Origin of the sequence: Neoroseomonas lacus (assembly GCF_014644535.1) — a bacterium.
Lineage (GTDB): Bacteria > Pseudomonadota > Alphaproteobacteria > Acetobacterales > Acetobacteraceae > Neoroseomonas > Neoroseomonas lacus.
This window is the reverse complement of the sequence record NZ_BMKW01000006.1, coordinates 295719-322714: the sequence shown is the minus strand read 5'-3', so window position 1 is coordinate 322714 and position 26996 is coordinate 295719. Positions and strand designations below refer to the sequence as shown.

Below are 26996 nucleotides of genomic sequence, written 5' to 3'. Positions count from 1 at the left end.
AGTATCAGCGCGGCAGGAACTCGGCGAAGTATTCGTAGCTGTCGGCATTCATCTGCGCGGCAGCCGGGTCGTCCTTGGCCAGCGCCTCGACGCGGGCGGGCTGGTAGGCGTGGTCTCGGGTGCCCAGGGTGAGGTGGCTCATCTCATGCACAATGATGCCGCCCTGGCTGTCCTGGCCGGTGCGCGCGGCGCGGAAGAAGGCCGGGCAGACACCCATGACCTCCCGCGCATTCCCGCCCCAGCGGACATAGGCGAAGGTCTGGCCACGGCAGGATTCGGCGCGGTTGCATTCATAAACGAGGCGGGGTTCGCGCTGGTCCATGCCGGCCGAGATGGCGCGGAAATTCTTGGCGATCGCGCCGGCCGGATTGGCGCCGAAGATGCGCGTCAGATGCGGGCGGATCGCCTCGGGCTGCAGGGTCAGGGAGGCGATGGAGGCGTTCATCATTTGCCGCGCATCGGAAAACCCGCGACGGATGGCGACACGCTGTTCCTGCGAGCAGGCGCCGGATTGGGACTGCGCCTGGCGATCGCCACCCTTCACACCCTGCGCCGCGAGCGGCAGCGGGGCCAGCATCAGGGTGGCGAGGGCGGCGGCGGTGGCGAAGGTCTTGCGCATCTCGGTCTGCCTTGCGTTGGGTGGCAGGGGGAGAATGACGCGGCGAAGTCGGCCCGGCGCTGAAACGGTTCAGCTTGGTGTGTTTGGTTCGGACACCGGCATCCGTTCGTCGGCCCGCGGGCGATGAGCCTACGTATGTCCTGCTTGACCGGAACGAGAGGGGCTTTGCCCCTCTCGAGCTCACCCCACCAAAGGCCTGAGGGCGTTTGGAAACCGATATTTGGCGCCGTGCGCCCAGGGCAGAATGCGCGCCGACACCCGCTCTCGCGCACAGCGCGTGTCATGGGGGCAGCGAGCCCGCGCGGCCTCGCGCCAACAGCTGGCGTTCCAAATGGCACTGTCATTTGGAGGGGCAGCGCCCCTCCTATTCGTGTCCGCCGGTATCAGACGGCCACAGCCCGCCGCTTCTCCTGCGCGTTCCGCAGCAGCGCGATGCCGCGATACAGTCCATGCACCATCTTCGAATAGGGCAGCACCAGGAAGAAGGCGAAGACCAGCCCGAGATGAATGGCGAGCATCAGCCCCATCGCCCCGGTATGGCGCACCGCCAACAGCAGCAGCCCGGTCGCCGCGATCAGGAACAGCAGACCAAGGATGGCGAATTCGCCGCCCATCACCTTGCGCGACACCGGCCCCGGATCGGTGATGATCTTCACATGCGCGAGGCCGGCCGTGCCGATCATCATCAGCACGCCGCCCCAGAAGCCGAACTGCACCGGCAACGACAGGAAGGCATGCGGCGACTTCCAGCTGAGGAAGTAGTGATAGATCGTGCCCGTGCAGGTCGCCGCGAAGCACAGCAGGAAGCCATACATCAGCGCCTGGTGCAGCCAGCGGCGACGCGTCGAGAAACCCTCATCGAGATCGTTGCAGCCATGCCCGCCGCCGCCGAGGTTGCGCATGATGGCGATGTCCACCACCGCCTCGGCCGCCGGGGCCGGTGCGAAGGCACCGCCGCCGCCGCCCGTGGCGCGCCAATAGCTGCGCGCCCCCATCGCCAGCGCGACGATGGCGAAGCCGAAAGTCAGCAGGCCGAGCGAAATCATCAGCCAATGCGGGATGACGCGGAAGAAGGCGCCGACACCGCGCTGTGCCGACCACAGCACCGCCGGGTCCTGCAACGCCACCGTCAGGATCAGTGCCAGCGCCACGCCGAGGGCGGCGAACAGCGAGACGATCGTGCCGTTGCGCTCGAACACCGCGCCGAGCGGCGCCGGCCAGGCATGCGCCGCGTAGCTCTCGTTGCGCAGCTCGGCGAAGGTCGCCGGGATGTTGATGCCAAAGGCATGCGGCGGCGCGTATTGGCAGGCGTGGTAGCAACCCTTGCAGCCGTGACACAAGTTGGCGAGGTGTGTCAGGTCGCCTTCGGTGAAGGACCGGCGCATCGCCATGGCGGGGAAGACGGCGCAATAGCCCTCGCAATAGCGACAGGCATTGCAGATTTCCATCTGCCGCCGGGCTTCGGCGACGGTCGCGCTTTCAGTGGCCATCGTCTCAGTTCCTCACCAGCTTGGCCGCTTCCTCGCCGGCGATGCGGCCAAAGACGGTGCCGATCGCCATGCCAAAACCGGCGAGATATCCCTGGCCGAGGATATTGCCGGACATGATCTCGCCACTCGCGAACATGTTCGCGCTGGGCGTGCCGTCGGCCATCATCACGCGCGCACGGTCATTCACCTTCACCGAAAGGAATGTGAAGGTGATGCCCGGCCGCAGCGGGTGGCAGTAATAGGGCGGCGTATCGATGCGCCGCGCCCAGTGCGACTTCGGCGGCGTCAGCCCTTCGGTGCGGCAATCGTCGAGCGTCTGCGCGCTGAAGGTGCCGGGCTGCACCGCGGCGTTGTAGTCGGCGACGACCTTCTCCAGCTTGCCGGCATCGAGGCCGATCATGCCGGCGAGTTCGGCGATGCTGCCGGCCTCATAAGGCGCGAAGACCGGTGGCAGATAATTGTGCTGCGCCTTGGAATCGTTGATGGCGAAAGCAACCTGGTCGGGCTGCTGGGCGATCAAGCGGCCCCAGATGGCGTAGCGCTTCGGCCAGACATCCTCGCCTTCGTCGTAGAAGCGCTCGACATCGCGGTTCACCACGACGGAGAAGGGCACGCAGTCGAGCCGCATGGCGAGGCCGCCATCCTCCATCGGCGCGCGGGCGTCGTTGGCGACGGCGTGGAACTGCGTCGGGTCGCCCACCTCCTGCACGCCGGAGGCCAGCATGTCCTTCAGGATGCGGCCCTGCGCATAGGGCGTGCCGCGGATCTGGAAATTATCCGCCGCGTCGCCCCAGTATTTGCGCAGCCATTCGCGGTTCGCCTGGAAGCCGCCGGCGGAGGCGATGAATGCCTTGAATTTGATGCGCGCGGGAAAGCCACGGTGGGAGACGATCGCTTTCGTCGCGAAGCCGTCCTTCACCTCGATGTGCTGGACCTCGGTGTCGTAGAGGATGGTGATGCCGAGCGCCTCCGCCGTGCGGTACAGCGCATTGATCAGCGCCTTGCCGCCGCCGAGGAAGAACGCGTTGGTGCGCGACAGCGACAGCGTCCCCGACAGCGAGGGCTGGAACACCACGCCGCAGGATTCAAGGAACTTCGGGGCCTCCTCGCTGGCGCGGATGCACATGCGCGCGAGGGGTTCATCCGTCTTGCCCGCCGTGACGCGGCGCAGATCGTCCCAGTATTCCTCTTCAAGGTAGCTGTCGGTCAGCACCCCGGTCGGGCCGTGATGCAGGGACCGGACATTGCGGGTGTGGCGCGAATTGCCGCCGCGCATCGACTTCGGCGCGTGTTCCGCCACGACGACGGTCGCGCCGGCCCGGCGCGCCGTGATCGCGGCGCAGAGCGCGGCATTGCCGCCGCCCGCGATCAGCACGTCGAAGGTCTGTGTCAGGTCCACCATGGGCAGCCCCCTTTCGACAATGGCCAGCTTTGTATCCAACTGGATTCAGTCATATACGAAGCGCCACGTTTGGCAACCGGCACGGCGCTGTGCGGCGCCACACAGGATAGCCGGCAATTTTCATGTTGTTTCATTATCGACCCGGCGACACTCTGCGCCGCGCCAGTCATGATCGGGGGACCGCCCCGCCCGTTCCGGCACGGCGGTATCCCGGAGAGAGCCATCCATGGGCGTCCTCAAGCTCACGCTGTTTCATGTCGCCCCGGTCAGTGGCTCGGCGAGCGCCATATTCTACAAGCAGGTCGAGCGGGGGAATGCCTTCCTGCGCCCACACAACCTGCGGTTCGACGTCTATCCTGTAGCCGGCAGCCTCGACCTGGATTGGCATGAACCACTCTCATCCAACGGCCGCGTGGGCGAAGGCCTGGCCCAGCGGCTCGCCCTGCGGATGGCGGCGAATTCGCGCTACTACAGCAATGACAACCGCCTGCCGGTGATCCTCTGCCAGATCAATGGCGGCGGCGGGGAGGCCCCGGGTTCGATCGGCCAGAAGCTCGACTGGCTGCCCTGGGTCGTGCTGGACGCCTACACGCTGAACAATGACGGCCTGACCATGACCCATGAAGCCGGCCATTGCGCCGGGTTGAAACATCCGGGCTTCTCGGACCTGTCCGAACCGCGGCTGATGGTGGGGGACCAGGCGATGACCGACAACATCATGGCCTATGGCACCTTCGACATGGAAACGCAGAAATTCGGCGGGCGGACCCTGATCGAACCCTGGCAGGTCGATGCCTACCGCACCGCCTATTTCCATTCGCCCTGAGAGGCTGTTTGGAAAGTCCGGCACCGGCCCGCACCCCCACCCGGCCAGCCACGTCAGTATCCTGGAATGGGTGGCCGGGTGGCGGTGCGGATCGCTGCCGGACCCGAAAGCACACCGGCAGGCGAGTTTCCAAACGGGCTCTGAGCGGGGCCTTGCTTTCGCCGGTCCGGCGGCATCGGCTATAGCTCCGCCATGGACGGCACCCCGACCTCCTCGCGCGACCTCGGCCAGGAAGCCTATGCCCGCATCCGGGCGGCGATCCGTGGCGGCGCATTGGCACCGGGCGAAAGGCTGACCGAAACCGACCTCGCCGCGCGCTTCGGCGTGTCGCGCACCCCGGTCCGCCAAGCGATCGCCCGGCTGGAAGCGGAAGGCCTGCTGACGCACGAGGCGCGGCGCGGCGTGACGGTCACGCGCCCGGACCACCAGCAGGTGGTGGAACTGTATGTCATGCGGGAAGTGCTGGAAGGGGCCGCCGCGCGCCTCGCCGCGCAGCATGCCGGCGAGACCGAGATCGCCGCCATGTCCGAGATCGTCGAGGGCGAACCGGCCGCCTATGGTGACGCCGCCGCCCTGGCCGCGGTGAACCAGCGGCTGCACGGGTTGCTCTATCTCGCTGCGCATAATCGGTACCTGTTGCGCAGCCTCGAACAGCTCGCCGCGACCATGTCCCTGCTGCCGACGCTGCTGACGCGCGGCGGGCGGGCGGAACAGGCGCATGCCGAGCACTGCGCCATCCTCGCGGCGATCGTCAGTCGCGACGGGGATGCGGCGGAAGCGGCCGCGCGGGCGCATGCGCGGGCGGCGCAGAAGCATCGCCTCGCCTGGATGGTGGGCACGATCGGCGTGCCGCTCGCGACACCCGGCGCGCCGTCGCCCGATTGACTCGAAGGCCGCGGCGCCGAAGGGTTGGCGCCAGCAATGCCGGAGAGATTCACGATGAAGCGCGTTACCCTCGCACTCGTGGCGGCCTGTCTGTTGGGCCTGGCGCAGCCCGCGCGCACGCAATCGCTGACCATGGCGGTGGAGGCACCCTTCGGCCTCGACCCGCATTTCCTCTTCGCCGGGCCGAACATGGCCGCGGCCCGCCACATCTATGACAGCCTGATCAATCGCGATCCCGAAAGCCGCTTCATTCCGGGCATCGTCGAATCCTGGGCGATGGTCGAACCACAGGTGTGGGAGCTACGGCTGCGTCACGGCGTCACCTTCCATGACGGCAGCCCCTTCACCGCCGATGACGTCGCCTTCTCGATCGCGCGGGTGCCGAGCATCGAGAACAATCCCGGCCCCTATACGTCCAACCTGCGTACCATCGAGCGGGTGGAGGTGGTGGATCCCTATACCGTCCGCCTGCATACTGACCGGGTGAACCCGGTGCTGCCCGGCCAGCTCACCAACATCTTCGTGGTGTCAAAGCGCGCGGCGGAGAATGCCTCGACCGCCGATTTCAACAGCGGCCGCGCAGCCATCGGCACCGGCCCCTTCCGCCTGCAGGAAGCGCGCGGGCGCGAGGGCATGACGGTGCTGCGCAACGAGGCCTTCTGGGGCGACAGGGCGGCGTATCAGCGCGTCGATATCCGGGTGATCGGCAATGACGCGTCGCGCCTGGCGGCGCTGCTGAGTGGCGATGTCGACATCATCGAAAGCGTGCCGCCGGCGGATGTGGAACGGCTGCAGCACGATGCGCGGCTCTCGGTGTTCCGGCGCAATTCCGACCGCATCATGTACCTGCTGCCCAATGTACGGCTGGACCAGTTCCCGCTGCTGACCGACGCCGGCGGCCAGCAATTGCCCCACAACCCGCTGCGTGACGTTCGTGTACGGCGTGCCTTGTCGATAGCCCTCGACCGCCAGGCGCTGGTGGCGCGCGCACTCGATGGCCAGGGTGTCGCGACGGTGCAGATGGTGCCGGAACAGTTCGGCGGCTACGACCCGTCGATCACGGTGCCTGCCGCCGACCCGGCGCGCGCCCGTGCGTTGCTCGCCGAGGCCGGTTACCCGCATGGCTTCACGCTGACGCTGGGCTGTTCCAACAACCGTTACGTCAATGATGCGCGCCTGTGCCAGGCGGCGGGGCAGATGCTGACGCGGGCGGGCTTCCAGGTGAAGGTCGAGACGCAGCCCTGGAACGTATTCTCGCCGCGCACTCTGGCGACGCGCAACGACCTGCCATTGATGCTGTATGGGTTGTCGCTGTCCTCCTCGCGCGATGCCTCCTACATCTTGTCCACCGCGGTGCATACGCGCATCCCGGCGCAGGCTTTCGGCCAGGGCAATCGCGGCGGCTTCAGCGATGCGCGGCTGGATGGGTTGATCGATGGCGTGATCACCAGCGCCGATGCGGGGCGCGAGGCGGAACTGCGGCAGGTGGCGCGGGAAGCGCTCGACCAAGTGCCGTTCATCCCGATCTACAACCAGGTGGTGGTGGTCGCGGCGCGGCGCGGCATCGAGTACACGCCGCGCATGGATGAGCAGATGGTCGCCTATCACGCGCGCCCGCTGGCGCGCTGACCGCGCCGTTCAGGCGGCCAGCGCATTCTTCACGAAGCGTCCGCCGAGCATGATCGCCGACAGCCCCTCGCCCTGCCCGGCCAGCAGGGAGAGGTCCTTCAGCGGGTCGCCCTCGACCACCACCAGGTCGGCGTAAGCACCAGGTGCGACGCAGCCAATCTTCCCCTCGGACATCAGCAGCTTCGCCGCGTTGATGGTGGCGCTGCGGATCACCTCGATGGCCGGCAGCACCTCGCCGCGGATGACGAATTCCGCCGATTGATGGCGATGCATCTCGCCGAGCAGGTCAGTGCCGAAGGCCATCATCAGCCCGGCCTCGCGCATGATTTCGAGCGAACGCAGCCCGGCGGTGCGCACATCGTCGATCTTGTTCACCGACTCGGCCGGCAAGCCGAGTGAGGCGCCCTCATCCTTCAGCGCCTGGTAGGTGACCAGGGTCGGGCAGGCGATGGCACCCCGCTCCGCCGCGAAGCGCGCAGTCGGTCCCTGGATCAGGTTGCAATGTTCCAGGCTGCGCACGCCGCAATCGACGGCGCGATGGATCGCGCTGTCGGTGTACAGATGCGCGGAGACGTAGGTCTCGGCATTCTCGGCTTCCTCGACGGCGGCGAGCACTTCCTCGCGCGAGAAGCCGACGAAGGCGATCGGGTCGGTCGGCGAAGCGACGCCGCCATTGGCCATGATCTTGATGTAGTCGGCACCGGCCTTGATTTCCTCGCGGCAGGCGCGGCGCACATCGGGCACGCCATCAACCAGGCGGCCGAGGCTGCCCAGGCGCGCGGCGAAGAAATCCGTGCCGCGCGTGTCGTGCCGGCCTCGGAAGTCGCAATGCCCGCCGGTCTGCGACAGCGCCTTGCCGGCGATGTTCAGGCGCGGCCCGTCGAAATGCCCTTCGTCGCGCGCCATGCGCAAACCATGAGTGCAGCCCCCGAGGTCGCGCACCGTGGTGAAGCCGCGCATCAGCATGCCGTTCATGATCTTCGCGGCGCGGAAGGCAACGACGGCATCGGGCAGCATGGCGTTGAGGCCGAGATTCACCACCCCCGCGACGACATGCACATGCGCGTCGATCAGCCCGGGCATCAGCGTGCGGCCGCGCAGGTCGATGCGGCGCGCGGATGCGGCGGCGATCGGCTTGTCGCTGACTTCCTTGATGTTGCCGCCTTCGACCAGCACATGACCGAGCACGGCGCCCTCGGCGGTGCCGTCCAGGATGGCGGCGTTTTCGAACAGGACGGATTCGGTCATGCGGGTGGTCTCCGGAAACTCAGGCTGAGGCAAGGTCTGCGGCGCGACGAAGCGCGCCCGGCAGGAACCCGCCGATCACCTCGGCGATGGCGACATGCTGCGCCGTATAGGCGTCCAGGGCATCGAGGATGTTCAACGTGCCGACGACGACGCCACCCTCCCGCACCGGGATGTTGATGCAGGTGGCGCAGCCGAGGCTTTCGATCAGCGCATGGTCGGGGAAGGCCCAACGGATGTCGTCCATACCGTTGCCGAGCCAGGTGCGGCCCTGCGTCAGCACATGCTCGCCCCACGGCGTCGGACCCATGCGCTTGCGCCCGGTCAGCGGATAGGCGGCGGGGTCGGAGGAATAGACGCGCTCCACCTCCGCGCCACCAGGCACGACGAACAGCGTGGTGAACAGGCGATGGCCGAGCAGCGCCTTGGACGCGGCCTCGGCGGCGCGGAAGACGGCGATGGGGTCGGCATCGGCCGCCGCGCTGCGCGCCAGGGTGATGAGCGATGGGGGCAGGTCCACGGTCATGCGGGTGCCTTCTGGTTCAGTTCGGGGAACAGGCCGCGCTGGCGGAAGCGCAGCAGCAGGATCAACGCGATGCCGACCGAGGCCTCACGCAGGGCCGCCGCCTGGACGGCGGAAACGCCCGGGACGATCTCGGCGGCAAAGCGCGTGGCCTCGAGGAACGCGATCAGGATATAGGCGCCGATCGCCGCGCCGGTCGGGCGGCCGTTGCCGCCCGCGGTGACGGCGAGGAAGACGTAAATGGTGATCAGCGGCTGGAAGATCTCGGGCGCGATGTAGGAGGTGTAGTGGCCATACAGCGCGCCGGCCAACGCCGCGATGGCGCAGGCGATGGCGAAGGCCTCCGCCTTCAGCCGCGTCACGCGCTTGCCGGCGACGGCGGCGACGATCTGATCTTCGCGCACCGCGCGCAGCGCCCGGCCCCAGGGTGACGCCACCAGCCGCCGCAGCGCCAGCCACACCAGCCCGAGCAAGATGGTGACGATCACCAGCGAGATGATGTGGAACCGCTGCCCCCAGTCGCGCGGCATGCCGGCCGGAATGCCGGAAATGCCATCGGTGCCGCCGGTCAGCCAGATCTCGTTCGACGCGATGACGCGCACGGCTTCGGCGAAGCCGAGGGTGACGATGGCGAGGTAGTCGTCGCGCAGCCGCAGTGTCGAGACACAGACGACGAAGCCCGCCACCGCCCCGGCCACCAGCGCGGCGACCAGCCCGAGCGGCACCGGCACGCCACCCCATTTCGTCAGCGTCGCCGAGGCATAGGCGCCGATCGCGAAGAAGCCGGCAAGGCCCAGATTTACCAGCCCGGTGACGCCCCAGGCGAGGCAGAGGCTCTGCGCCAGCAAGGCATAGATGCCTCCGACCACCAGCAGGAAGATGAGGTAGGAGACCATCAGGATGCCCGCGTGCCAAAGAGGCCGGCTGGCCGCAACGTCAGCACGATGAGGATGACGACAAAGCCGACCACCAGCCGATAGGCGGGGTTGAAGACGATGACGGACAATTCCTCGGCCATGCCGATAGCGATGGCGCCGGCCACCGCGCCCGGAATGGAGCCCAGCCCGCCCAGCACGGCAGCGGCGAAGATCGACAATACCAGTCGCGTGCCGGTCAGTGGATCAACCGAGGTGTCGAGCCCGACCAGCATGCCGCCCATGCCCGCCAGCCCGGCGCCGACGATCACCGTCACCAGCGCGACGCGCACGGGATCGACGCCGCGCAGCAGGGCAAGGTCGCGATTGTCCGCCACCGCGCGCATCGCCCGCCCGGTGCGGCTGAAGCGCAGGAAGGCCCAGAGCAGCGCCATGCAGGCGAGGGCGAGGCCAAAATTCTCCAACTGTTGGGGCCCGATGCGGAATTCGCCGATGCGCCAGTCGCGCAGCAGGGGCAATTCGAAGCCGCGTAGGTCATTGCCGAAGCCGAAGCGCAGGATGTTTTCGAGCACGAGCCCCGCGGCCAGCGAGGCGATCGCCATCATCAACGCCCCGGAAGCCTCGAGCGGCTTCACCGCCAGTGATTGCACCGCGAGCCCGGCGAGGCCCGCCACTCCGAAGGCGAGCGGCAGCGCGCCGAGCATCGGCAGGCCGAACACGGTATTGCCGACCCAGCCGGCATAGGCCCCCACCGTCGCCAGCGCGCCGATCGCGAAGTTCGGATAGTTCAGCACCGCGAAGATCGCCGTGAAGCCTAGCGCCGGCACCGCGAGAATGGTGCCGGCGATCACGCCGTTGATCAGCGCCTGGAGAAGCGCCTCAATCATCAGGCGATGCGGATCAGCGTCTGCTGCCCGCCACGCACCTGATCGTAGCGGAACTTGCAGTCGGTGATGTCGCCGGCATCGGTGAAGTCGCAAGGGCCCGAGGCGCCGTCGTAGTCGACCTTCTTGCCGGCGGCGATGGCGCGCAGGCCGTCCATCACATTGTCCACCTTGTCACCGCCACCCTGGCTGACGCGGCGGATATTGTCGTGGATGCCCTGCCCGGTCGCGTCATTGCCGACGGCCATCGCCATCAGCACCAGATTGACCTGATCGTAGATCTGGCAGGTGTAGGGGTCGGGGTTGTCGTTGCCGACGATGCGCTTGACGCGGTCGAAGCCGCCCGAACCCTGCGCCGGTGAAGGTGCCAGGGTGTAGATGCCCTCGGTCACGTCATGCGGCAGCGAGCCGATCATCTGCTGGTTCACCGAATAGGCATAGGCCAGCAGCTTGCCGCGATAGCCGGCGCGGAAGATGTCGCGCAGCAGCACCGTTGTGTCCGGCGTGTAGCCGCCGAGGATGATGATGTCGGGCCGCGCCCGCATTGCCTGATCGACCTCGGTGCGCAGGGAGGGCTTGGCGGCGTCGTAGATCAGCAGCTCGATGCTGCCGCCGGCGGCTTCGATCGGCGGCTTCATGTTGGCGAGCTGCGACTGGGTGAAAGGCGTCTGCGGCGCCATGAAGAACATCTTCTTGCCGCCAAGCTCGACCGCATATTCGCCGAACTTGCGCCCCTGCAGCGTGGTGTTCGGCTGGGTGCGGATCAGCCATCCATTGTGCGGCAGGGCGGTGATGGAATCGGCGCCGGAGACGGTGGTCAGGAAGGTCTTGTTCTCCCAGCACAGCGGCGCGACGGCGGTCGTCACCGAGGACGCCCAGGTGCCCATGATGGCGGCGACGCGGTCGATGTCGATCAGCTTGCGCGCGGCGCGCAGCCCGGCTTCGGGGTTGGTCTGGTCATCCTCGCTGGTGAGCTGGACCTGGCGGCCGAGCACGCCGCCCACACCGTTCACCTCGGTGATCACCGACTTCACGCAATTGGCCATCACCGGGCCATAGGGGCCGCCGGCGCCAGTCAGCGGCGTCAGCGTGCCGAGATGGATCGGCGCGCCCTGCGCACGCGCCAGCGACGGCATGGCGAGAAGCGAAGCGCTAGCGATCAGCGCCGTGCGGCGGGTCATGATGGTCATGGGCTAGTCTCCCTGTTGGTCCCTGTCGCGTCCATCCTGCCCTCCCCGCGACCGCCGAGGAACAGGCGTCGTATCGCGGGGTCGCGCGCCAGCGCCGGCGCTGGGCCTTCATGCGCGTTGCGGCCGTCGACCAGCACCAGCGCGCGGTCGGAGATCTGCATCGCCTGCAGCGCGTTCTGTTCGACCATCAGCACGGCGACGCCGGTCTCGGCCGTCGCGCGCACCAGGGCGAACAAATCCGTCGCCGCCTTGGGCGACAGGCCGGCGGTGGGTTCGTCGAGCAGCAGCACGCGCGGCTCGCTCATCAGCGCCTGGCCCATGGCGAGGATCTGCCGCTGCCCACCCGACATGGTGCGCGCCGCCTGCCGGCGCCGTTCGGCGAGCAGCGGGAAGCGGTCCATCACCGCCGTCATGCGCGCCTTGGCACGCCCCGGATCGAGGAAGCAGCCCATGGCCAGGTTCTCCTCGACCGAGAGCGTGCCGAAGACGTTACGTTCCTGCGGCACGAGAACCATGCCAGCCTCGATCACCACGCGCGGCGACTGGCCGGTGATGTCGCGCCCATCGAGCGCGACCTGGCCCGCGCGCGGGCGCAGCAGCCCGGTCAGCAATTTCAGCACGGTGGATTTGCCGGCGCCATTCGGGCCGATGACGCAGACCAGCTCGCCCGACGCCACGGTGAAGGACACGCCCTTCACGACATGGTCGGCCGCTGCATAGCCGCCGGTCAGTTCCTGCACGGTCAGCGCAGTCATGCCGCGCCTCCGAGATAGGCGTCTTGGACCGCCGCATCCTCGCGGATCTGCGCGAAGGAACCCTCGGCGAGGGTACGACCGGAGGCCATGACCACGACATGGTCGGAGATGCGCTCGATCAACGCCATGTCGTGTTCAACCAGGAGTATCGTCCGTCCCTCGGCGACGATGGCGCGCAGCAGGTCGCCGATTTCCTCCGCTAGCGTGGGGTTCACCCCGGCGGCGGGTTCGTCGAGCAGCATCAGCGCCGGTTCGGCCATCAGCGTGCGGCCGATCTCGAGCAGCTTCTTCTGCCCGCCTGACAAGGCAGTCACCTGATTGTCGATGACGTGCGTCAGGCGCAGACGGCGCGCCGTCGCCAACGCCTGTTCGGCCAGCGCCGCTTCGCGCCGGCGCGCCGCCGCTGTGCCAAGCAACGCGGCGGTCCAGCTCTCGCCGGGCTGGTCCTGGCCGTAGAGCATCAGATGTTCGAACACCGACAGTTTCGGGAAGCCACGGGCGATCTGGAAGGACCGAACCATACCCCGCGCGGTGATCTGTTCCGGCTTCAGGCCAAGGATCTCCTCACCGCGCAGCCGAACGCTGCCGCCCTGCGGGCGCACAAGGCCAGAGACCGCGTTGAACAGCGTGGTCTTGCCGGCGCCATTCGGGCCGATCAGGGCGGTGATGCGGCCGGGCACGACGCCGAAGGCAACGCCATCCAGCGCCGCCAACCCGCCAAAGGACAGGCGCAGCCCGTCCACCGCCAACAGCGCATCGCTGCTTTGTGAAGCCACCATGACGCGCAGAACGCCCTGTTCCGCGCCCGCTGGCAAGAGGCTTCAGGCGTGGGCGAAGAGCGGCTGGCCCGGATGCTCCCACCGTGTCCGTAGGACGGAACCCGACTCGCTCTCGGTTATGAAGATGTCGCGGTTGTCCGGGCCGCCGAAACAGACGTTGGTGGTGCCGAGGCCGCGCGGGGAACGGATGCGCAACAGCGGCTCGCCCAGACGGGAGAAGATCCAGACCGTGCCCATGCCCGCATGGGCGACCACGAGGTTGCCCTGGCTGTCGAGCGCCATGCCATCCGGTCCCGCCAGGCCGCCCGACATGGCGATAAAGCGCCCGACGCGGATCACCCCGCCATCGGGGGTGATGGGCACGCGCCAGATGGCGTTGTCGCGCGTCGCGGCGACGTAGAGGGTGTGGCCATCCGGCGTCAGCACCAGCCCATTCGGGCTCGGCACGTTGGCGACCAGCGCATCGGCCTGGTCGGCGCCGGCGCGCAGGCGATAGGCGCGCCCGGCAGGGTCGTGCAGGCCGGTCTGGCCCTGGTCGGTGAAGAACAGGTCGCCATTCATCGCGAAGGTGCAGTCATTGACGCCACGGAAGCCCTCGCGCCGCGCACGGGGGACCAGCGGCGTGACGGCGCCGGTCGTGGGGTCGAGCCGCAGCAGCCCGCGTTTCGCATCGGTGATCGCCGCCCAGCCGTCGCGATGGAAGGCGAGGCCGTTGGGCTCGCCGTCATACGCCGCGACGACGGTCCACTCGCCCGCCGGGCTCACCTTGAAGATGCGGCCGAAGACGATGTCGGTGAGCCACAGATTGCCGGCCCGGTCGAAGGACGGGCCTTCGAGGAAGGAATGCGGCGTCGGTCCCGGCCGGCCATACAGCCAGTCGCTGCCACGGTCGCGGATGCGCAACGCCTCCGGGACTTCGGTGTGGATCTCGGCGGTGACGGAAGGCGGTGCGGCGTACATGGTTCAACCCAGGGTGATGTTGGCGAGGCGGATCAGCCGCGCGGCGCGGTCACGCTGCGCGACGACGAAGGCGGCAAAGTCGTCGGGGCTGCTCCCGACAGGGACGATGCCGATCTGGTCCAGCCGCTGGCGCACATCGGGCTGGTTGAGGGCGAACAGCGCGGCGGCATGCAGGCGTGTCACCGCCGCGGCCGGCGACCCGGCGACGGTCCACAACCCGTTCCATTCGTCGAAGTCGAAGCCGCGATAACCCTGTTCGTCCAGCGTCGTCACATCGGGCAGCGCGCCGATGCGGCGCAGCCCGGCAGCACCCAGGGCACGCAGCCGCCCGCCCTGCACATGGGCCGTCGCCGCCGCGGCCGAGGCGAAGGCGCAATTGACGTTGCCCGCCACCAGGTCAGTCATCGCCGGCCCGCCGCCGCGATAGGGGATGTGCGTCACCTCGATGCCGGCGAGGCGCGAGAATTCCACCATCGCCAGATGCGCGCCGGTGCCATTGCCGGAACTAGCATAGGACACGGTGCCCGGCCGCGCCTTGGCCGCCGTGACAAGGTCCGCCGTCGTGCGATAGGGCGAGTTCGCCGGCACCACCAGCATCTGCGGCTGCCAGGTAAGCTGCGTGATCGGTGCGAAGGCCGTGGCATAATCAAAAGGCAGGCCGGGCATCAGCGTCGGGTTCACCACATGGCCCATGCTGTCGAGCAGCATGGTGTGGCCGTCCTTCGGTGCGCGCGCGACCTCGGCGGCGCCGATCGACCCGCCGGCGCCGCCGCGATTCTCGATGACGACATTCTGGCCGAGCTGCGCGATCAGATGCGGCAGCAACAGGCGGGCCACCGTGTCGGTGCCGCCACCGGGCGGATAGGGCGGAATGAGGCGCAGGGGCTGGGTCGGAAAGCCCTGCGCCAAGACGGGGCCAGCGGCCGACAGAAGGGCAGTGCCCAGCAGCGCCCGGCGATGGAAGGACATGGACATACCCTCGTGATTTTCTTCGAGCCTGCGCCAGCTGGCGCCGCGGGTCCAGTAGGCTTGCCGGGCGGTGGCACCGCTGGCTACCGTGGCCGGCCGCTATCGTCCCATGCATGGCTTGCCGCATGTCGGTTCGGCGCAACATGCCTCGCGTGACCGGCACCGCACCCACCGACCGCGACAGGAGCGAACCATGCGCAGCAGATACCGGATCGAACGTCGCGGCACGCTGGCGGGCGGCGCGGCCTTCCTGCTCACCGCCGTGGCCGGCGCGCGAGTGCCCGTTGCCCAGACGCTTGACCGCGTCTCCTTCCAGACCAACTGGCTCGCCCAGGCGGAACAGGGTGGCTACTATCAGGCGGTCGCCGCCGGCATCTATCGCCGCCATGGCATCGAGTGCGACCTGCGCATGGGCGGGCCGCAGCAGAACCTCGCGCAGCTGCTGCTCGCCGGACGCGTCGACATGGTGATGTCGAACGGCTTCCAGGCACTGAGCTATGTGCGGGAGAATCTGCCCTTCCTGACCATCGCCGCGATCATGCAGAAGGATCCGCAGATCCTGATGAGCCATGAGGAAGCCGGCATCAACGGCTTCGAACAGATGCGCGGGCGGCCGCTGCTGATCGGCGCCGGCGGGCGCATCACCTATTGGCCCTTCCTGCGCGCGAAATTCGGCTTCAGCGACGACCAGATCCGCCCCTACACCTTCAACCTGCAGCCCTTTCTCGCCGACAAGGGCGCCATCCAGCAGGGCTTCCTGACCTCCGAGCCCTACTCCGCCATGCTGGCCGGTGCGCATCCGCGGGTGCATCTGATCGCCGATGCGGGCTTCCCGAACTACCAGACCACCATCGACATCTCCCGCCGCCTGGTCGAGCAGAAGCCCGACATCGTACAGCGCTTCGTCGACGCGACCATCGAAGGCTGGGCGCAATACATGCGCGGCGAGAATGTCGAGGCGGCGAACCGCATGATCATGCGCGACAATCCGGAAATGACGGCTGAGCGCATCGCCTATGCCGTGCGGGTGATGAACGAACGCGGCATCGTCTTCTCCGGCGATGCGGAGACGCTCGGCATCGGCGCCATGACCGATGCGCGGTGGCAGAGTTTCTACACCATCATGCGCGATGCCGGCGCGGTGCCGGCGGGGCTCGACGTCAAGCGCGGCTACTCGCTGCAATTCGTCAACAAGCGCGTGGGCCTCACGTGAATCTCGGCGCGCCGCTCGTCTCGCTGCGCGGCGTCGCCAAGCGCTATGCGACCGGGACATTGGCGCTGGACGGGATCGACCTCGCCGTCCGGCAGGGCGATTTCCTGGCGCTGCTCGGACCGTCCGGCTGCGGCAAGTCCACATTGCTGCGCATTATGGCGGGGCTTGCGGCGCCCTCGGCCGGCGCCATCGACTGGGCGGCCGGCGAAGGGCGCGGCGATGTCGGCTTCGTCTTCCAGGAACCGACGCTGATGCCCTGGGCAACGGTGCTGCGCAACGTCACCCTGCCGCTGGAACTCGCCGGCATGAAGCGCGCCGAGGCCGAGGATCGTGCCGCCGAATGGCTGGCGCGTGTCGAACTCGGCGGCTTCGAGCACGCCTATCCGCGCGCCTTGTCCGGCGGGATGAAGATGCGCGTGTCGATCGCCCGCGCGCTGGTGACGCGTCCGCGCCTGCTGTTGCTGGACGAGCCCTTCGCCGCGCTGGACGAGATCACCCGCTTTCGCCTGAACAACGACCTGCTGAAGCTGTGGCAGGATGAACGCTTCACCGTCGTCTTCGTCACCCATTCGGTATTCGAGAGCGTCTTTCTCGCCGAACGAATCGTCGTCATGGCCCCGCGCCCCGGGCGCATAGCGCAGTCGTTGGAGGTCACGGCGCCGGCGCGACGCGGCGAGGAATTCCGCACCTCGGCCGAGTATGCGGCGCAGTGCCGCACCGTCTCCCACGCCTTGTCCGCCGCGATGGGCGCGGCGGCATGAAGAACGCGCCGCAAGGTCTCTGGCTGCGCATCCTGGCGCCGAGCGTCATCGCCCTGCTGTTCCTAGGCGGCTGGGAGGCCGTGGTGCGGCTCAACGACATCCCGCCCTATATCCTGCCTGGCCCGCTGCTCGTCGCGCAGACCTTGGTGCAGGATTGGGGTACGCTGTCGGTCTCGCTGCTGGTGACGCTGAAGATCACCGCCATGGCGCTGGCGGTCGCGGCGGGGCTGGGGCTGCTGCTCGCCATCCTGTTCGCGCAATCGCGCGTCCTGGAATTGTCGCTGTTTCCCTTCGCCGTGATCCTGCAAGTGACACCGATCGTCGCCATCGCGCCGCTGATCATCATCTGGGTGAACGACGTCACCATCTCGCTGCTGATCTGCGCCTGGATCGTCGCCTTCTTCCCGATCCTGTCGAACACCACGGTCGGGTTGCGATCCGCCGACCACAATCTGATCGACCTGTTCAAGCTGTATCGCGCCAGTCGCTGGCAGACGCTGTGGCGCCTTCTGCTGCCTTCCGCCCTGCCCTATTTCCTCGCGGGGCTGCGCATTTCCGGCGGGCTCGCGCTGATCGGCGCGATCGTCGCGGAATTCGTCGCTGGGACCGGCGGCAATGCGTCGGGCCTGGCGTCCCGCATCCTCGAGGCGGGCTACCAGTTGCAGATCCCGCGCATGTTCGCTGCGCTGGTGCTGGTGTCGGGAATGGGCATCGTCATCTTCCTGGCGCTGACGCTGCTGTCGCATCTGCTGCTGCGCCACTGGCATGACAGCGCGATGGGCCGCGACGACCGGCGGTAAGCCCGTCACCAACCGCTGAAATGCGTGTGAACCCGGTGCAGGAAGGCCTCGAGCGCGGGCCGCTGCCGCCGGTCCATCCCGTGTAGATAGACCCAGTCGAGCCGGCACTCCTTGGCGCAAAGGCGACGTATGCCACGACCAATGAGCTTGTGGTCCGGCCAGCCGATATACCAAAGCAGCCAGAGCGGCGAGCCATAGGTCGTCACCACGGCGATGCGGGTGATGTTCGTCAGCAGCGGCTCGATCGCGCCCTCGCCGATGTGGAAGGCGATGCCCGGCGACCAGACGCGGTCGAACCAGCCCTTGAGAATCGCCGGCAAGCCGTACCACCAGGTGGGATAGACGAGGACCAGCGCCTCGGTCCGGCGCAGCGCGGCGACGTGGTCCTCGATGCCGGCCTCATTGGCGCCCTCGGTATGATAGACGGCGCGCTCCTCGGCCGTCAGCGCGGCGTTGAAGCCCTCGGCGTAAAGGTCGCGCAATTCCACCGCATGACCGGCAGCTTCCAGCGCGGTTCGCACCGTGTCGCGTAGCGCGGCGGAGAAGCTGTCAGCCCGCGGATGGGCGTGGACCACCAGCACGCGCATCGTCGGGGTTCAGCACCCGACGCGATCGTAGCGCAAGTCACGCGCCAGCCAGCAGCCCAGCGTGACGCCTGTCGCGCGTCCGGCGTCGTCGCGATGGACAGCAATCGTCCAGTCGCCCGGCGGCGTGTGATCCAGCGCGCGCGGGCAAGGCAGCGCCCAGAGGTCAGTGCCGATCGGGTCCAGCAACTCCATCCGGCCACGGCCGAGGAAGCCGGAGAAGCCACCATAGAGCGCGCCACTGGCATCGACGATGCTGAGTTCCGCCCCCAGTTCCGCGCATCGATAGCGTCCAGCGGCATCGAGACGCGGCGGGCCATCGGCGGGGCGCAGCAGCGTCGCCTGGTTCTCCTTCGCGCGTTCCATGCGCAGACCCTGCGGGGTCTGATGCAGCCGCGTCTGGGTATTCTCCGCCGAGCCATCGTCGCGCAGGTCCAGCATCTCCGCGCTATGGCCGAAGCGCAGGCGGATCCGGCCGGGCGATGCCGCCTCGATCCGCGCCGAGAGGCCAGTCTCGGGGTCGAGATAGGCGCCGCACCAGTCAGGCGCCGGCAGATCGGCGGCCGGCGTCGCACGGTCCTCGCCGAGTGCGGCGGCGAGCAGGTCCAGCATCGCCGCATGCGCGTCCGACAAATGGTTGAACATCACCACGACGGAGAGGCGCTCGGCGGCGAGGTGCACGCGATTGCTGCGCCAGCCGCGCAGGGCGCCGCCATGGCCGGTGGCGGCGCGGCCGAATTCCGTGCCGCGCGCCAGGCCATAGCCGTAGGAGGCCGGCGCGCCATCGGCGAAGGTGACCGGCGCCGAGAGCCGCCGGTACAGCGAGGCGGCGTCGTCGCGCGTCGCGTCGATATGCTTCTCCCACGCGATCATGTCGTCGAGCGAGGCGCCGAGCCCCGCATCGCCGGTCCAGTGGATGCGGTTTACCGCCGGGCGGAAGCCGGTCGCCTGCGTGCCCTCATATCCTTCCGTGCCATCGGGCATGGCGCGCGTATCGGCGGCGAGCAGCGCGGTTTCCATGCCCGCCTGGTCGAAGATGCCGGTGCGCAGCAGGTCGGCGAAGCTGTGGCCGGTGCGCGCCTCCAGCATCTCGCTCAGCAGACGGAAATTCTGGTTCACATAGGAATAGCGCGTGCCCGGCGCGAACTGCAGCGTGCGCGTTCCGCCGATGACGCGCGCCGATTCCTCCGCGCCGAAGGGTGCCTCCACCGGCGACCCGTGCAGCATCGCGACGGCCCAATAATCGCGCAGCCCGGACTGGTTGTGCGCCAGATGCAGCGTGCCCGGCGCCACGCCCTCCAGCAGTGGCAGATGCCCCTGCAGATCGGTGTCCAGCACGGTCGGGTCCGGCAGCCGGTCGAGCAGCGTGGCGCAGGCGAATTGCTTGGTGATGGAGCACATGCGGAACAGGCTGCGCGGCGTGAAGGCGATGCGGCGTTCGGCATTGGCGAAGCCCCAGGCATGGCGGAGAATCACCTCGCCATCGCGCAGCACGGCGGCCGCGCCACCCGGGCCGGGATACTGGCGCGGCAGTGCGCGCGCGATACGTTCAAGCGGCGTGTCGGTCATGCGCGCAGTGTCGCGTCATCGCCGGCGCTTCGCAATTCCCGGTCGTGGCGCGCCGCCGTTGGAACGGAGATGAATTTCGCGGCACAGGCGCCGTTTGGAGTGGCAGACTAAGGACGGGACTTCCGCAGGAAAAAAGGGATCACCGATGTTGCGGCGCACCACAGGCGATGCCAAGGTCCGCACCTCACTGGAGTGTTACGCATGATCCCGACCATCGTTGGGCTTGATCATCTTGTTGTCGCCGTCCGGGACCTCGATGCGGCCGCCGATTCGTGGCGCGCGCTCGGCTTCACCCTGTCGCCGCGCGGCCTGCACAGCGCCCATGTCGGCAGCGGCAACTACACCATGATGTTCGGCGAGGATTACCTCGAACTGCTCGCGGTGCTTACGCCGCAGCCGCATAACCAGGCCCTGCGCGACTTCCTGGCGAAGCGCGAAGGCTTGGAACGCGCCGCCTTCACCACCACCGATGCCGCCGCCGGCGCCGATGCGCTGCGCGCGCGCGGTGTCGATTCCGTGGGGCCGCTGCATTTCGGCAGGCCGGTGCCCATGCCTGACGGCAGCAGCACGGAAGCGCGCTTCAGCGTGTTCCGTTTCCCGGCATCGCTCTACCCCGCCGGACTCGGCATCTTCGCCTGCCAGCACCACACACGCGAGGCGGTCTGGGTGCCATCGCTGCAGACCCACGCGAATGGCGTGACGCGGATCTTGCGCGCGCTGGCCGCGACGCAGGACCCGGCCGGCGCGGCGGCGAAGCTCGCCGGCGCCATCGACAGCACGGTCCGCCAGGATGGCGACTTCCATCTCGTTGCAACCGGGCCGAATCGCGCCGACATCGCCTTCGCGCCACGCGCGGTCATCGCCCGCCTCGCCCATTGCGCCGAGGACGCGTTGCCCCAAGAAGGCGGCGCCGGCATGGTGCTTGCCACGCGCACGCCGCGCCCCCCCGGCCTCGCCACCGGCGTTGCCGTTGTTTTCCAGACCGCCTGATCCCCGCGACAGGAGAAAAAGACCATGACCGGACCGAACCGCCGCGAGATGCTGCTGCTGGGCGCCGCCGCGATGATCCCAACCAGCCTCGCCGCGCAGGAAACACCGCGCCGTGGCGGCGTGCTGACGGTGCATTTCTCCACCGAGCAGCGCATTCTCAACCCCTCGCTGCAGGCCTCCACCGGCGTGTATATCGTCGGCGGCAAGATGCAGGAGGCGTTGGTCGATCTGGACGCCCAGGGCAATCCGGTCGGCGTGCTGGCGGAATCCTGGGAGAGCGCGCCGGACGGGCTGACCCATGTGTTCCGCCTGCGCCGGGGCGTGACCTGGCATGACGGCAAGCCCTTCACCTCGGCGGACGTCGCCTTCTCCGCCATGGAGATGTGGAAGAAGATCCTGAACTACGGGACGACGATGCAGCAGTTCCTCACGGAGGTGCAGACGCCCGATCCGCATACCGCGATCTTCAAATACGAACGCCCGATGCCGCAAGGGCTGTTGCTGCGCGGGTTGCCGGATCTCGGCTATGTCTCGCCCAAGCATATCTTCGAGACGGGTGACATCCGGCAGAACCCGGCGAACAACGCGCCGATCGGCACGGGACCCTTCAAGTTCGTCCAGTACGAGCGCGGGCAGCACATCATCGCCGAGCGCAATCCGAATTACTGGCGCGAGAACATGCCGTATCTCGACCGCATCATCTGGCGCGTGGTCGGCGACCGCGCGGCGGCGGCGGCGCAGATGGAGTCCGGGCAGTTGCTGTTCAGCCCGTACTCCGCATTGTCGATCGCGGACATGCAGCGGCTCGGCCGCGACCCACGCTTCGAAGCGACGACGCGCGGCAATGAGGGCAATGTCCGCACCAACACGCTCGAATTCAACTTCCGCAATCCGATCCTGGCGGATGTCCGCGTGCGCAAGGCGATCGCACATTCGCTGAACGTGCCATTCTTCATCGAGAACTTCCTCGGGCCCTTCGCGAAGCCTGGCACGGGGCCGATCCCGTCCGTCTCGACCGACTACTACCCGACGTCGCCGATGCCGCAGTATGGCTATGACGTCGCGGCGGCTAACCGGCTGCTGGACGAGGCCGGCCACCGGCGTGGCGCCGGCGGCGTGCGCTTCAATCTGCGCCTCAACCCCGCCCCCTGGGGCGAGGACATCGCGCTGTGGAGCACCTTCATCCAGCAGTCGCTGCAACAGGTGGGCATCCGCGTCGAAATCGTGCGCCTGGACGCCGCGGGCTTCCTGCGCACCGTCTACAATGACTGGAATTTCGACCTGGCGACGGGCTGGCACCAGTACCGCTCGGACCCGGCGGTCAGCACGACGGTGTGGTACCGTTCGGGCAGCCCACGCGGCGCTCCCTGGACCAACCAGTGGGGCTGGACCGACCCCACCATCGACACGATCATCGACAATGCGGCGACCGAGGTCGATCCGGTGAAGCGCAAGGCACTCTATGCCGACTTTGTGCAGCGCGCGCAGACCGAATTGCCGCTGTGGATGCCGATCGAGCAGATCTTCGTCTCGGTGTTCAATCGACGCATCCGCAATGCCGGCAACAATCCACGCTGGGCGTCCTCCTCCTGGCATGACACCTGGCTGGCGTCTTGAGGGTCCTTCGCCTCGCACTGTGGCGGCTGGCGGCCTCGCTGCCGACGCTGCTGCTGATTCTCGCCGGGATGTTCCTGCTGTTGCAGTTGGCGCCCGGTGACACGGTCGATGCGCTGATGGCGCAGATGGGTGGCGGCGATGCGGCGCTGGCCGAGGATCTGCGCCGCTTCTACGGGCTCGATGTCGGCATCGCGGCGCAGTTGTGGAACTACCTGATGCGGCTGGCGACGCTCGACCTCGGCTTCTCGGCCATCTACGGCAAGCCCGTCGCGACCGTGATCCTCGAACGCCTGCCGCCGACCATCCTTCTGATGGCGGCATCGCTGTCCTTCGCCTTCTTCTTCGGACTGGTGCTCGGCGTCATCGCCGCGCGGCGGGTGAACAAATGGCCGGACACGCTGATCTCGACGCTCGGCCTCATCTTCTACGCCACGCCGTCCTTCTGGTTCGGCCTGATGGCCATCGTGCTGTTCAGCGTCTATCTGCAATGGCTGCCGGCGGGCGGCTTCGGTGACATCACGCAGTCCTACACAGGCATCGCAGCGGTGCTCGACATCGCGCAGCACCTAGTGCTGCCGACCTTCACGCTCGGGCTGATCTTCCTGGCGATCTACCTGCGCATCATGCGGGCCTCGATGCTGGAGGTACTGAGCCTCGACTTCGTGCGCACCGCGCGCGCCAAGGGTCTGTCCGAGACGCGGGTGGTGACAAAGCACGTCCTGCGCAACGCCATGCTGCCGATGGTGACGCTGATCGGGTTGCAGGCGGGGACCATGCTGGGTGGCTCGGTGGTGGTCGAGAGCGTCTTCGCGTTGCCCGGCCTCGGTCGGCTCGCCTATGAGAGCGTGGTGCAGCGGGACCTCAACACGCTGCTCGGAATCGTCTTCGTTTCGGCGCTGCTGGTGATCACGATCAACTTCCTGGTTGATATCCTCTACGCGCGGCTTGACCCGCGCATCGTGTCGGGGTCCTGATGCGCGTACTCAAGGCTTATGCGCGCAGCCCGGCGGCGCTGATTGGTTCGGCGATCCTGCTCGCGCTGCTGGTGATGGGGCTCGGTGCCTCCTGGTTCTACCCGAATGATCCGCTCGGCCTGGCTGGCCGGCCGCTGCAATGGCCGGGCGCCAATCCGCGATTCCCGCTCGGCACCGACCCGTCGGGGCGCGACATCGCGGCGCAGCTGTTCCATGGCGCACGCATCTCGCTGCTGATCGGCTTCGTCGCCACCTCCATCGCCGTGGTGATCGGCATCGCCATTGGCGCGGTGGCGGGCTTCTATGGCGGCGCGATCGACACCGCGCTGATGCGCCTGACCGAGGCTTTCCAGACCGTGCCGAATTTCCTGCTGCTGCTGGTGCTGGTCGCGGTGTTCGGCAGCACATTGCAGACGGTCACCATCGCCATCGGCGTCGTCTCCTGGCCGCCGGTGGCAAGGCTGACGCGGGCTGAATTCCTCTCGCTGCGCACACGCGAATTCGTGCAGGCCTGCCGCATCCAGGGCCTGGGCGATGTGCACCTGATCCTGCGCGAGGTGCTGCCCAATGCGCTGCCGCCGGTCATCGTCTATGCCTCGGTGGTAATGGCGGTGGCGATCCTGCTCGAAAGCGCCCTCGCCTTCCTGCAGTTGTCCGACCCCAACGTGCCCTCCTGGGGCAATCTGATCGGGCTGGGACGCAGCGTGCTGCGAACGGAATGGTACGTCTCCGCCATTCCGGGCTTCGCCATCCTGCTGACGATTCTTGGCGTCTCGCTGGTTGGCCAAGGGCTGAACGACGCGCTGAACCCGCGCCTGGCGGGTGGCCGATGACACGTCTGCTGGTTGACCGGCTGACCGTCCGACTGCCGCGCGGCGCGGATCGGTCGAACGCCATCGAGAACGTCTCGTTGTCAGTCGCATCGGGCGAGATCCTGTGCGTGGTCGGCGAGAGCGGGTCGGGCAAATCCGTCACTGCCTCGGCGGTGATGGGCCTGCTGGCGCCGGGCCTGGCCATCGCCGGTGGCGGCATGGCGCTGTCTGGCGAGGATTTGTGCGCCCTCTCCCCCGAGGCCTGGCGCGGCGTGCGCGGACGGCGCATCGCCATGGTGTTCCAGGAACCGATGACGGCGTTGAACCCGCTGATGAATGTGGGCGCGCAGATCGGCGAGATGTGGCGCGTCCATCTCGGCCTCGACGCCGCCGAATCGCGCAGCCGCGCATTGGCCGCGCTGCGCGAAGTCAACCTGCCGGACCCTGAGGGCGCGCTGCGTGCCTTCCCGCATGAACTCTCCGGCGGGCAGCGGCAGCGCGTGATGATCGCTATGGCGCTGGCGCTGGAACCCGAGGTGTTGATCTGCGACGAGCCGACCACCGCGCTCGATGTCACCACCCAGGCGCAGGTGCTAGCGCTCATCAAGGATCTGCAGAAGCGCCATGGTACGGCGGTGCTGTTCATCACCCATGATTTCGGCGTGGTGGCCGAGATCGCCGACCGCGTCGCGGTGATGCGCCTCGGCCATGTGGTCGAGGAAGGGACGGCGCGCGAGGTGCTGACCAACCCGCAGCATGACTACACCCGCGCGCTGCTGGCCGCCGTGCCGGGACTACGTGCCCCGGAACCGCGCGAGCTGTCGCCCGATACGGTGCTGGAGGTGCGCGGCCTGACCAAGACCTATGCCAGCCGCGGCCTGTTCCGTCGCCGCAAGCCGGTGCGCGCGCTGGATGGCGTGTCAATGACGTTGCAGCGCGGCTCGACCCTCGCCGTGGTGGGGGAGAGCGGGTCGGGCAAATCCACCCTGGCGCGTTGCGTCGTCGGGTTGCTGGGCACCGATGGCGGCCAGGTGGTGATCGGCGGCGCGCCGCTGCCGACGAACCGACGCGACGCCGCACAACTCGTGCAGATGGTGTTTCAGGACCCCTACGCCTCGCTCAATCCCCGTCGCCGCGTCGGCGCCCAGGTGGCGCAGGGGCCGATCGCCATCGGCGTGCCGGCCGCCGCCGCCATGGCCGAGGCACGCCGGCTGTTCACCATGGTCGGGCTCGACGCCGAGGCGGTGGATCGCTTCCCGCATGAGTTCTCCGGCGGACAACGGCAGCGCATCGGCATCGCCCGCGCGCTGGCGATGAAGCCGGAAGTTCTGGTGGCGGACGAGCCGGTCAGCGCGCTCGATGTCAGCGTACAAGCGCAGGTGCTGGCCCTGCTGCGCGACCTGCAGGATCGGCTGGGCCTGTCGATCCTGTTCATCACGCATGACCTGCGCGTCGCCGCGCAGCTTTGCGACGTGGTCGCGGTGATGCGCAACGGCGTGGTCGAGGAAGCCGGGCCGATCCAATCCGTCTTCGCCGCGCCACGCAGCGACTACACGCGCAGCCTGATCGAAGCGATCCCCGGCCGGGCGTTGTTCAGCGCCTGACCGCGGCCGGGTTCGCAGCTTCCGCGTGGCGTGCTTCAGTCGTTGATGCACGCCACCGGCACGAAGGCCGGGGCATCACCCCGAGGAAGCCTCCATGACCGCACCGGACCGCCTGCGCGCCCTGCTCGCCAAGCCTGACTTCGTCACCATGCCCGCCGTCTGGGACGGACTTACCGCCAAGTTGACGGCGGCGGCCGGGTTCCAGACCGCCTTCCTGTCGGGCTCCTGCGTCGCGGCGAGCCGGCTGGGCGGCCCGGATCTCGATCTCATCTCCTTCGCCGAGATGTTCGACAGCTTCCAGATGGTGCATGGCGCCGCGCCCGATCTGCTGGTGCTGGCCGATGGCGACCATGGCTACGGCAATGCGATGAATGTGCAGCGCACGGTGCGCGCCTATGGCCGTGCCGGCGCGGCGGCGGTGCTGATCGAGGACAAGATCACCCCGCGCGCCCTGACCGCCGCCGGCAAGCCATGCCTGCCGCGTGAGGAAGCGCGCATGAAGATCCGCGCCGCCGTCGAAGCGGCGAAGGAATCGGGCATCCTCGTGCTCGCCCGCACGGATTGCCGCCCGACCCAGGGCATCGACGAGGCCGTCGCGCGCATCGAGATGTATGTCGAGGAAGGGGCGGACATCCTGTTCCTCGACAGCCCGCATGACGATGAGGAAATCCGCCGCGCGGTGAAGGCCGCCGCCGGCAAGCCCTCCTTCGCCGTGCTGTCGCCTGGCGCCCCGCGCGCCACCCCGGACCGCGGCAAGGCGATCGAACTCGGCTTCAAGATCGGCACCTATCCGACCGGGATGCTCTCGCCGGCCACGGCCGGGATCAAGGCCGGCCTGGCTGCGCTGGCCGCCGGCGAAGCGGAATCGCCGATGGCCCTGCCGCCCGCCGAACTGCGCGCGACACTCGGTTATGCCGACTACGACGCGGCGGCGAAGAAGTTCATCATCGGCGGCTAGGGCGGGACAGGGTCGCGCCCAACAGGGCGCGGTCCATCCAGCGGAAGGGAGGCAATCACGTCCTCCTCGATTGCCTGTCTAGC

General features: G+C 68.1%; 26 protein-coding genes. 12 read left to right on the top strand and 14 right to left on the bottom strand.

Going from position 1 to position 26996, the window contains the following annotated elements:
• Positions 1-4: 4 nt before the first annotated feature.
• The 3 genes from IEY36_RS13990 to tcuA all read right to left on the bottom strand — a co-directional run bounded on the left by IEY36_RS13990 (position 5) and on the right by tcuA (position 3511).
• Positions 5-619, bottom strand: a complete 615-nt coding sequence (locus IEY36_RS13990; RefSeq protein WP_188967689.1) for a M35 family metallopeptidase — start codon at positions 617-619, stop codon at positions 5-7.
• 383 nt (positions 620-1002) lie between these two features.
• Positions 1003-2109, bottom strand: coding sequence for a tricarballylate utilization 4Fe-4S protein TcuB (gene tcuB, locus IEY36_RS13985; protein ID WP_188967688.1), 1107 nt, complete (start codon positions 2107-2109; stop codon positions 1003-1005).
• A 4-nt stretch (positions 2110-2113) separates the two neighbouring features.
• Complete coding sequence (gene tcuA / locus IEY36_RS13980; protein ID WP_188967687.1) at positions 2114-3511, bottom strand: FAD-dependent tricarballylate dehydrogenase TcuA; 1398 nt, start codon at positions 3509-3511, stop codon at positions 2114-2116.
• A 226-nt stretch (positions 3512-3737) separates the two neighbouring features.
• Here tcuA and IEY36_RS13975 point away from each other — a divergent pair, with 226 nt between their 5' ends.
• The 3 genes from IEY36_RS13975 (at position 3738) to IEY36_RS13965 (ending at position 6851) form a co-directional block, all read left to right on the top strand.
• Positions 3738-4337 carry a hypothetical protein gene (locus tag IEY36_RS13975; RefSeq protein WP_188967686.1) on the top strand — a complete coding sequence of 200 codons (600 nt, stop codon included), beginning with the start codon at positions 3738-3740 and terminating at the stop codon, positions 4335-4337.
• 192 nt (positions 4338-4529) lie between these two features.
• Positions 4530-5222: a GntR family transcriptional regulator gene (locus IEY36_RS13970; RefSeq protein ID WP_188967685.1), complete on the top strand. Its 693-nt coding sequence runs from the start codon at positions 4530-4532 to the stop codon at positions 5220-5222.
• A gap of 54 nt (positions 5223-5276) precedes the next feature.
• Positions 5277-6851: an ABC transporter substrate-binding protein gene (locus IEY36_RS13965; protein WP_188967684.1), complete on the top strand. Its 1575-nt coding sequence runs from the start codon at positions 5277-5279 to the stop codon at positions 6849-6851.
• A gap of 9 nt (positions 6852-6860) precedes the next feature.
• On the opposite strand, the gene IEY36_RS13960 is transcribed toward IEY36_RS13965, so the two are convergent.
• The 9 genes from IEY36_RS13960 to IEY36_RS13920 are packed head-to-tail and all read right to left on the bottom strand — an operon-like array spanning position 6861 to position 15031.
• A complete protein-coding gene (locus IEY36_RS13960) occupies positions 6861-8099 on the bottom strand; it encodes a metal-dependent hydrolase family protein (protein ID WP_188967683.1) in 1239 nt (412 codons plus the stop codon).
• A gap of 19 nt (positions 8100-8118) precedes the next feature.
• Positions 8119-8622 carry a GAF domain-containing protein gene (locus IEY36_RS13955; RefSeq protein ID WP_188967682.1) on the bottom strand — a complete coding sequence of 168 codons (504 nt, stop codon included), beginning with the start codon at positions 8620-8622 and terminating at the stop codon, positions 8119-8121.
• Positions 8619-9515, bottom strand: a complete 897-nt coding sequence (locus IEY36_RS13950) for a branched-chain amino acid ABC transporter permease (RefSeq protein ID WP_188967681.1) — start codon at positions 9513-9515, stop codon at positions 8619-8621. Before IEY36_RS13950 ends, IEY36_RS13955 begins: the two co-directional genes overlap by 4 nt.
• Positions 9515-10381, bottom strand: a complete 867-nt coding sequence (locus IEY36_RS13945; protein WP_188967680.1) for a branched-chain amino acid ABC transporter permease — start codon at positions 10379-10381, stop codon at positions 9515-9517. Before IEY36_RS13945 ends, IEY36_RS13950 begins: the two co-directional genes overlap by 1 nt.
• Entirely contained in the window at positions 10381-11568 is a 1188-nt protein-coding gene (locus tag IEY36_RS13940; RefSeq protein ID WP_188967679.1) for an ABC transporter substrate-binding protein, read from the bottom strand. Before IEY36_RS13940 ends, IEY36_RS13945 begins: the two co-directional genes overlap by 1 nt.
• Positions 11565-12323, bottom strand: coding sequence for an ABC transporter ATP-binding protein (locus IEY36_RS13935; protein ID WP_188967678.1), 759 nt, complete (start codon positions 12321-12323; stop codon positions 11565-11567). The genes IEY36_RS13940 and IEY36_RS13935 overlap by 4 nt, the downstream gene beginning before the upstream one ends.
• Entirely contained in the window at positions 12320-13102 is a 783-nt protein-coding gene (locus tag IEY36_RS13930; protein ID WP_188967677.1) for an ABC transporter ATP-binding protein, read from the bottom strand. The genes IEY36_RS13935 and IEY36_RS13930 overlap by 4 nt, the downstream gene beginning before the upstream one ends.
• A 42-nt stretch (positions 13103-13144) precedes the next feature.
• Positions 13145-14062: an SMP-30/gluconolactonase/LRE family protein gene (locus IEY36_RS13925; protein ID WP_188967676.1), complete on the bottom strand. Its 918-nt coding sequence runs from the start codon at positions 14060-14062 to the stop codon at positions 13145-13147.
• A gap of 3 nt (positions 14063-14065) precedes the next feature.
• On the bottom strand, positions 14066-15031 hold the full coding sequence (locus tag IEY36_RS13920; RefSeq protein ID WP_229681310.1) for a Bug family tripartite tricarboxylate transporter substrate binding protein: 966 nt from the start codon (positions 15029-15031) through the stop codon (positions 14066-14068).
• A gap of 193 nt (positions 15032-15224) precedes the next feature.
• Between IEY36_RS13920 and IEY36_RS13915 the strand changes: the two genes are divergently transcribed.
• The 3 genes from IEY36_RS13915 to IEY36_RS13905 are packed head-to-tail and all read left to right on the top strand — an operon-like array spanning position 15225 to position 17805.
• Positions 15225-16244, top strand: a complete 1020-nt coding sequence (locus IEY36_RS13915) for an ABC transporter substrate-binding protein (protein ID WP_188967674.1) — start codon at positions 15225-15227, stop codon at positions 16242-16244.
• Positions 16241-17005, top strand: a complete 765-nt coding sequence (locus tag IEY36_RS13910; protein WP_229681309.1) for an ABC transporter ATP-binding protein — start codon at positions 16241-16243, stop codon at positions 17003-17005. Before IEY36_RS13915 ends, IEY36_RS13910 begins: the two co-directional genes overlap by 4 nt.
• Positions 17002-17805 carry an ABC transporter permease gene (locus tag IEY36_RS13905; protein ID WP_188967673.1) on the top strand — a complete coding sequence of 268 codons (804 nt, stop codon included), beginning with the start codon at positions 17002-17004 and terminating at the stop codon, positions 17803-17805. The genes IEY36_RS13910 and IEY36_RS13905 overlap by 4 nt, the downstream gene beginning before the upstream one ends.
• 5 nt (positions 17806-17810) lie before the next feature.
• Here IEY36_RS13905 and IEY36_RS13900 read toward each other — a convergent pair whose 3' ends face one another.
• Entirely contained in the window at positions 17811-18392 is a 582-nt protein-coding gene (locus IEY36_RS13900; protein WP_188967672.1) for an NAD(P)H-dependent oxidoreductase, read from the bottom strand.
• Positions 18393-18401: 9 nt separating this feature from the next.
• Positions 18402-19958, bottom strand: coding sequence for a D-aminopeptidase (locus IEY36_RS13895; RefSeq protein WP_188967671.1), 1557 nt, complete (start codon positions 19956-19958; stop codon positions 18402-18404).
• Between the two features lie 201 nt (positions 19959-20159).
• Here IEY36_RS13895 and IEY36_RS13890 point away from each other — a divergent pair, with 201 nt between their 5' ends.
• From IEY36_RS13890 to IEY36_RS13865, 6 genes are all read left to right on the top strand, one after another.
• The gene (locus IEY36_RS13890) at positions 20160-20948 is read left to right on the top strand and encodes a VOC family protein (RefSeq protein ID WP_188967670.1); all 789 of its coding nucleotides are present in this window, start codon (positions 20160-20162) and stop codon (positions 20946-20948) included.
• Between the two features lie 24 nt (positions 20949-20972).
• Positions 20973-22565 carry an ABC transporter substrate-binding protein gene (locus tag IEY36_RS13885; RefSeq protein ID WP_188967669.1) on the top strand — a complete coding sequence of 531 codons (1593 nt, stop codon included), beginning with the start codon at positions 20973-20975 and terminating at the stop codon, positions 22563-22565.
• Positions 22562-23539 (top strand): ABC transporter permease, encoded by a 978-nt coding sequence (locus IEY36_RS13880; RefSeq protein ID WP_188967668.1) that lies wholly within the window; start codon positions 22562-22564, stop codon positions 23537-23539. Before IEY36_RS13885 ends, IEY36_RS13880 begins: the two co-directional genes overlap by 4 nt.
• Entirely contained in the window at positions 23539-24372 is an 834-nt protein-coding gene (locus IEY36_RS13875) for an ABC transporter permease (protein WP_188967667.1), read from the top strand. The genes IEY36_RS13880 and IEY36_RS13875 overlap by 1 nt, the downstream gene beginning before the upstream one ends.
• The gene (locus tag IEY36_RS13870; protein ID WP_188967666.1) at positions 24369-25955 is read left to right on the top strand and encodes an ABC transporter ATP-binding protein; all 1587 of its coding nucleotides are present in this window, start codon (positions 24369-24371) and stop codon (positions 25953-25955) included. The genes IEY36_RS13875 and IEY36_RS13870 overlap by 4 nt, the downstream gene beginning before the upstream one ends.
• 94 nt (positions 25956-26049) lie before the next feature.
• Positions 26050-26913, top strand: coding sequence for an isocitrate lyase/PEP mutase family protein (locus IEY36_RS13865; protein WP_188967665.1), 864 nt, complete (start codon positions 26050-26052; stop codon positions 26911-26913).
• Positions 26914-26996 lie beyond the last annotated feature (83 nt).